This is a genomic window from Streptomyces sp. NPDC088124 (assembly GCF_040685895.1).
GTDB lineage: Bacteria > Actinomycetota > Actinomycetes > Streptomycetales > Streptomycetaceae > Streptomyces.
On the sequence record NZ_JBFBJB010000122.1, the window covers coordinates 1 to 6,233 of the forward strand.

A 6,233-nucleotide genomic window follows, 5' to 3' on the forward strand; every position below is an offset into this window, starting at 1 on the left:
CAGGTACGAGCCCGCCTCGCGATAGGCGACGACCCCGTCCGTCGCCGGATCCGTGAAGTACCCGTTACCGGAGTTGAGCGCGAGGAAGGCGCTGGCGCCGGACCAAGCCGCGGGCCGCGCGTCCGCCCGGGCCGCGGAGGGTCCCCGAGCCGAAGCGGCCGCGCCCCGGCGCCGGGGCGGCGCGCGGCCGGGATGTCGCGGTACGGCGCGGCGGACAGCGCGGGACCAGGAGCGGGCGATGACGGCGGGCGGCGGTGACGGCCCGGAAGTAATGGGCGTGAATGACGGAAGGAGTGTTTATCGTCAGGCAGACGCCTAAGATCGCGGCATGTCGCCCTACGACCCCTCGGCCTACCCGGCATTCGCCGTCACCGTCGATCTGGTGGTGCTCACCGTCCGCCGTCACGCGCTCTGCGCGCTGGTCGTGCGACGCGGAGAGCCGCCCTTCCAGGGGCGCTGGGCGCTGCCCGGCGGCTTTGTCAAGGCCGACGAGGACCTCGCGGGCGCGGCGGCGCGCGAACTGGTGGAGGAGACCGGGCTCTGTGCCCACGACCCGGTCTCGCCGGCCCCCGGGAACGCCGCGCACCTCGAACAGCTCGCCACGTACGGCGATCCCGGGCGCGATCCCCGGATGCGGGTGGTCAGCGTGGCGCACCTCGCACTCTCGCCCGACCTGCCCGCGCCCCGGGCCGGGGGCGACGCCAACAGCGCCCGCTGGGCCCCGGTCGACGCGCTGCTGGGCCAGGAGGGCGGCTTCGGCCGGGAGGACGAGCAGCCCGCGCAACTCGCCTTCGACCACGCGCGGATTCTCGCGGACGGGGTGGAGCGCGCCCGCTCCAAGATCGAGTACTCCTCGCTCGCCACGGCGTTCTGCCCGTCCGAGTTCACCGTCGGCGAGCTGCGGAGGGTCTACGAGGCCGTGTGGGGCGTGGTGCTCGACCCCCGCAACTTCCACCGCAAGGTCACCGGCACCCCGGGCTTCCTGGTCCCGTCCGGGGGCACCACCACCCGTCAGGGCGGCCGGCCCGCACAGTTGTTCAGGGCCGGCGGGGCGACCGTACTCAACCCGCCGATGCTGCGCCCCGAAGTCTGACGGGTGCTGTGCCGACGGGCGCGATCCGGTGGGTGGGATCCGGCGTTCGAGTGCGACGGGCGGAACTCGAACGGCCGCCCTTGACTGGCAAATCGGACATATCGCGTTATCGTGCTGCGGTACCGCTGCCGTCGTGCGGTCTCACCTCCTTGCGAGAGAAGCGATGCTCCAGGCCATCGGACTGACCAGTGCCCCCCGCCGGGACCTCACGCCCGCCGTGGACGATCTGACCTTCGAGGCGCGTCCCGGCTCCGTCACGGCGCTCCTCGGTGCCCCCGGCGCGGGCAAGACCACCGCGCTCCGGCTGATGCTCGAACTCGAACCGGGCCGCGGCGTCACCTACTTCCGCGGACGTCCCCTGCACCGCGTGGCCCACCCGGCCCGCGAGATCGGGGTGCTCCTCGGCGACGTGCCCGGTCATCCCGCGCGCACCGTCCGCGGCCAGCTCAAGCTGGTCTGCGCCGCCGCCGGGGTGCCCGCCTCCCGCGCCGACGAACTCCTCGACGTCGTCGGGCTCGCCCCCCTGCGCGACGAACGGCTCGGCTCCCTGTCGCGCGGCACGGACCGCAGACTCGGCCTCGCTGTCGCGCTGCTGGGCGATCCGCACACCCTGCTGCTCGACGCGCCGTCCGCGGAGCTCTCGACGCGTGAGAGGAACTGGCTGCACGGACTGCTGCGCGCCCACGCGGGGCAGGGCGGCACCGTGCTCTACACCACGGACGACCCCAAGGAAGCCGCCCGCGCCTCGGACCACGTCGTCACGCTCGACGAGGGCCGGCTCGTGGCCGACCAGGACACCGCCGCCTTCGCCCGCACCCGCCTGCGGCCCCGCGTCGCCGTCCGGACCCCGCACGCCGCCCGGCTCGCCGACGCACTGAATCGCGAGGCCCGCGCCGGGCGCCGCTCCGTCGAAGTGGTCGCCGAGGCCGGCAGCCTGCTCACCGTCTACGGCAGCAGCTGCCCCGAGATCGGGGAGACCGCCTTCCGGCACGGCGTCCTCGTTCACCGGCTCGCCGACGAGACCGGCGACATGGGCCCCACGCCCGCGCCGGCTCCCGTCCCCGCTCCCGTCCTGGCCCCCGCCCATGCGCCTGCCGCCGCTCCCGTCCATGCCGCCACTCCCGCCCCGGCTCCCGCCCTTGCCCCTGCCGGCACCACTGCTCCCGTCCCCGCCCCTGCCTCCGCGTCGGTGCCCGGTCCCGGCGTCGCCCCGGAGGCCCGCGCGGGAACCCGGCCCGCCGCTCGTCCTGTTGCGGCCCCCCGTCCCCGTACCGGCCGTCCCCGTGCCGGCGACCCCGCCCGGCTGCCGCCGCCGCTGCCCGGGCGTCCGGTCCGCTCCCCGCTCCGGCCCGTCCGCTACGAGCTGCGCCGCATGTTCGGTGTGCGCACCGCGCCGCTGATCATGGCTGCCGTGCTCGTCGCGTCCGTCGCCCTCGCCGTACCGCTCGCCCGCACCGGCGGGACCCCGCTGCCCGGACTGCTCGCCGCCTGGCCCGTGATCCTGCCGCTGCCGCCCGCCGTCCTCGGCGCCGGTCTGCTCGGGGCGCTCTCCTTCGGTGACGAGTTCCGCCACCCCACCCTCGGGAGCGCGCGCGGCACCGTTCCGCGCCGTCTCGCCCTGCTCCTCGCCAAGCTCGCCGTCACGGCCGCCGTGGCGCTCTTCCTCGCGTTCCTCGCGGTACTGGCCGACGGCGCGGCGCTACGCCTCGTGTACGGCGCCGCCGCCTTCCCAGTACCGGCCAACTGGGCTTCCCTGTCGGCGGGTTGGGCCGGACTGGCGGTCGGCAGCGCCTGGGCCGGGCTGCTCGGCGCCGGGGTCTTCCGGATCACGATCGCGGGCATGGCCGCCGTCGTCGCCGTACCGACGCTGGTAGGTCCGCTGATCCAGAAGGCGTTCGCCGGGCCGGCCGCACGCTCGGTCGCCGGACTCCAGGACAGACTGCGGGACCTGGCCTGGCCGGCCTGGCCCGGCCAGGCCGACCTGTGGCTGACGGCGACGCTCAAGCTCGCGGCCCAGCCCGTAGCGGCGGCGCTCACCCTGTCGTTGACGGCCCTGCTCTGCGCGTATCTGCTCACGGGCCTTCGCCGCAGGCCCCGTTGGTGACCACGTGCGACCGGAGAGTCACCTCCTGGCCGTAACTCCCCTGATAACGCCCGCTTCTTTCCGATAAGGCGTCAATCGAAGGGCGGGCGCCGATCACCCTTTCGTGTGCTTTTCACCAAAGACCTCAAGGCGCGTGGAGGCAACGCCGACAAAGGATGCGTGAGTACCCTTGCGCACGCCATGATGACCGCCGCCCGCTCCGTCGAGTCCGGCCTCGCCGAATCCGGTGAACTCGACCGCTACCCCTTCGCCGAGGCGCCCGGCGCCGACCGTATGGCCGGACCTGTCTGGGACGGCGCCGATACCGATCTGGGCCGCGTGGGACGGCGTACGACAAGCAGTCGGGGCCGTGGACTGCACGGCCAACTCGTCCAGCAGCTCGGACAGATGATCGTCTCCGGTGATCTGGGCGCCGACCGGCCGCTCGTTCCCGAGGAGATCGGCCAGCGCTTCGAGGTCTCCCGCACGGTGGTGCGGGAGTCGCTGCGCGTTCTTGAGGCGAAAGGACTCGTCAGTGCCCGGCCCAATGTCGGTACCCGGGTCCGGCCGGTCAGTGACTGGAATCTGCTCGATGCCGACATCATCGAATGGCGCGCTTTCGGGCCGCAGCGCGACGATCAGCGACGTGAGCTGAGCGAGCTGCGCTGGACGATCGAGCCACTCGCCGCGCGGCTGGCGGCCGGCCACGGCCGGGCCGATGTGCAACAGCGCCTCGCGGACATGGTCGGGATCATGGGACACGCCCTCGCCCAGGGCGACGCGATCACTTTCGCGCGGGCGGACGCCGAATATCACTCCCTGCTGATCCAGCTCGCCGGCAACCGGATGCTGGAGCACCTCGCGGGCATTGTTTCGGCCGCCCTCCAGGTCTCCGGTGGTCCGGTGACCGGCTGTGACCGCCCCACGGAGGCGTCGCTCGACCACCACGCGCGGATCGTCGACGCCCTCGCCTCCGGGGACGCGCACGCCGCGGAATCGGCCATGCGTCAACTGCTCACCGTCCAGCCCGATGTGGAGCGTGTCGTACCGGCGCCGCGCGAGCACTGAGCGCTCCCCGGGGCCAGGGCGTACGGGGAAGTACGCGTCGTGTGTCGCCGGGCCAGGAGGCCCGGCGACACGACGGTGGGGTGGTGAATCCCGCTTCTGGCCGCTTTGCCGTAAATGGGGTGTGACTCGGGCCACGCGGATTGGGCGTAACACTCCTGGAGGCAGGGCGATGACCTAAGAGGTGACAGCCGAGGAGGGAATACGACCGCCGCGTAGGGCGCTGTATTCAACTCCGAGGTCCAGCCCGCGCCGTCGGCGACATCCCCAGTCGACGGTCGTCGGCTCCGGCCCGATCATGGGCGGGGCCGGAAGCCGTTTCCATCGTTCCGAGAGGTTGTTCGTGTCGGCCAGCACATCCCGTACGCTCCCGCCGGAGATCGCCGAGTCCGAGTCTGTGATGGCGCTCATCGAGCGGGGAAAGGCTGATGGGCAGATCGCCGGCGATGACGTGCGTCGCGCCTTCGAGGCCGACCAGATTCCGCCAACCCAGTGGAAGAATGTTCTGCGCAGCCTCAACCAGATCCTCGAGGAAGAGGGTGTGACGCTGATGGTCAGTGCCGCGGAGTCGCCCAAGCGCACCCGCAAGAGCGTCGCAGCGAAGAGCCCGGTCAAGCGCACCGCCACCAAGACCGTCGCGGCCAAGACGACCGTGACCAGGACCGTCGCGGCCACCGCCGCCCCGACGGCGGAGAGCGTCGGCGCCGCCGACGACACCGCCGCCCCCGCCAAGAAGGCGGCGGCGAAGAAGACCGTCGCGAAGAAGGCGACCGTCAAGAAGACCGCCGCCAAGAAGACGACGGCGAAGAAGACCACGGGCAAGAAGGACGCCGACGAGATCGTCGACGGCGAGGAGCCGACCGAGGAGATCCAGGCGGGGAAGGGCGAGGAGGAGGAGACCGAGGGCGAGAACAAGGGCTTCGTCCTCTCCGACGACGACGAGGACGACGCGCCCGCGCAGCAGGTCGCCGTCGCCGGTGCCACCGCCGACCCGGTCAAGGACTACCTCAAGCAGATCGGCAAGGTCCCGCTCCTCAACGCGGAGCAGGAGGTCGAGCTGGCCAAGCGCATCGAGGCCGGTCTCTTCGCCGAGGACAAGCTGGCCAACGCCGACAAGCTCGCGCCCAAGCTCAAGCGTGAGCTGGAGATCATCGCCGAGGACGGCCGCCGCGCCAAGAACCACCTGCTGGAGGCCAACCTCCGGCTGGTCGTCTCGCTGGCCAAGCGGTACACCGGCCGCGGCATGCTCTTCCTGGACCTGATCCAGGAGGGCAACCTCGGTCTGATCCGCGCGGTCGAGAAGTTCGACTACACCAAGGGCTACAAGTTCTCCACGTACGCCACCTGGTGGATCCGGCAGGCGATCACCCGCGCCATGGCCGACCAGGCCCGCACCATCCGTATCCCGGTGCACATGGTCGAGGTCATCAACAAGCTCGCGCGTGTGCAGCGCCAGATGCTCCAGGACCTGGGCCGCGAGCCCACCCCGGAGGAGCTGGCCAAGGAGCTCGACATGACCCCCGAGAAGGTCATCGAGGTCCAGAAGTACGGCCGTGAGCCGATCTCCCTGCACACCCCGCTGGGCGAGGACGGTGACAGCGAGTTCGGTGACCTCATCGAGGACTCCGAGGCGGTCGTCCCGGCCGACGCCGTGAGCTTCACGCTCCTCCAGGAGCAGCTCCACTCGGTGCTCGACACGCTCTCCGAGCGTGAGGCGGGCGTGGTCTCCATGCGCTTCGGCCTCACCGACGGCCAGCCCAAGACGCTGGACGAGATCGGCAAGGTCTACGGCGTGACGCGTGAGCGCATCCGCCAGATCGAGTCGAAGACGATGTCGAAGCTGCGCCACCCGTCCCGGTCGCAGGTGCTGCGCGACTACCTCGACTAGGGCGTGTTGCGAAAGTAGCGCCGTCCGCCCGCAGGGCGGGGCTTGCGGCGTCTGGTGCACTGCACTCGCTCCGCTCGCTCCGTCTCGGCACATTGATTCGTCCT

At 71.9% G+C, this 6,233-nt stretch carries 4 protein-coding genes; all 4 read left to right on the forward strand.

The window, feature by feature from the left end; translation table 11 throughout:
• Positions 1-328: 328 nt before the first annotated feature.
• Positions 329-1,093 (forward strand): NUDIX domain-containing protein, encoded by a 765-nt coding sequence (locus tag AB0P17_RS43045; RefSeq protein ID WP_365820560.1) that lies wholly within the window; start codon positions 329-331, stop codon positions 1,091-1,093.
• A 163-nt stretch (positions 1,094-1,256) separates the two neighbouring features.
• Entirely contained in the window at positions 1,257-3,197 is a 1,941-nt protein-coding gene (locus AB0P17_RS43050; RefSeq protein WP_365820562.1) for an ABC transporter ATP-binding protein, read from the forward strand.
• A 105-nt stretch (positions 3,198-3,302) separates the two neighbouring features.
• The gene (locus AB0P17_RS43055) at positions 3,303-4,244 is read left to right on the forward strand and encodes a FadR/GntR family transcriptional regulator (protein WP_365820564.1); all 942 of its coding nucleotides are present in this window, start codon (positions 3,303-3,305) and stop codon (positions 4,242-4,244) included.
• A 340-nt stretch (positions 4,245-4,584) separates the two neighbouring features.
• Complete coding sequence (locus AB0P17_RS43060; protein WP_365820566.1) at positions 4,585-6,129, forward strand: RNA polymerase sigma factor; 1,545 nt, start codon at positions 4,585-4,587, stop codon at positions 6,127-6,129.
• The last annotated feature ends 104 nt before the right edge of the window (positions 6,130-6,233 follow it).

What these genes read in the sequence shown, in the direction of transcription:
- AB0P17_RS43045 (WP_365820560.1), top strand. Translation starts at nt 329, where the DNA reads ATGTCGCCCTACGACCCCTCGGCCTACCCGGCATTCGCCGTCACCGTC.
- AB0P17_RS43050 (WP_365820562.1), top strand. Translation starts at nt 1,257, where the DNA reads ATGCTCCAGGCCATCGGACTGACCAGTGCCCCCCGCCGGGACCTCACG.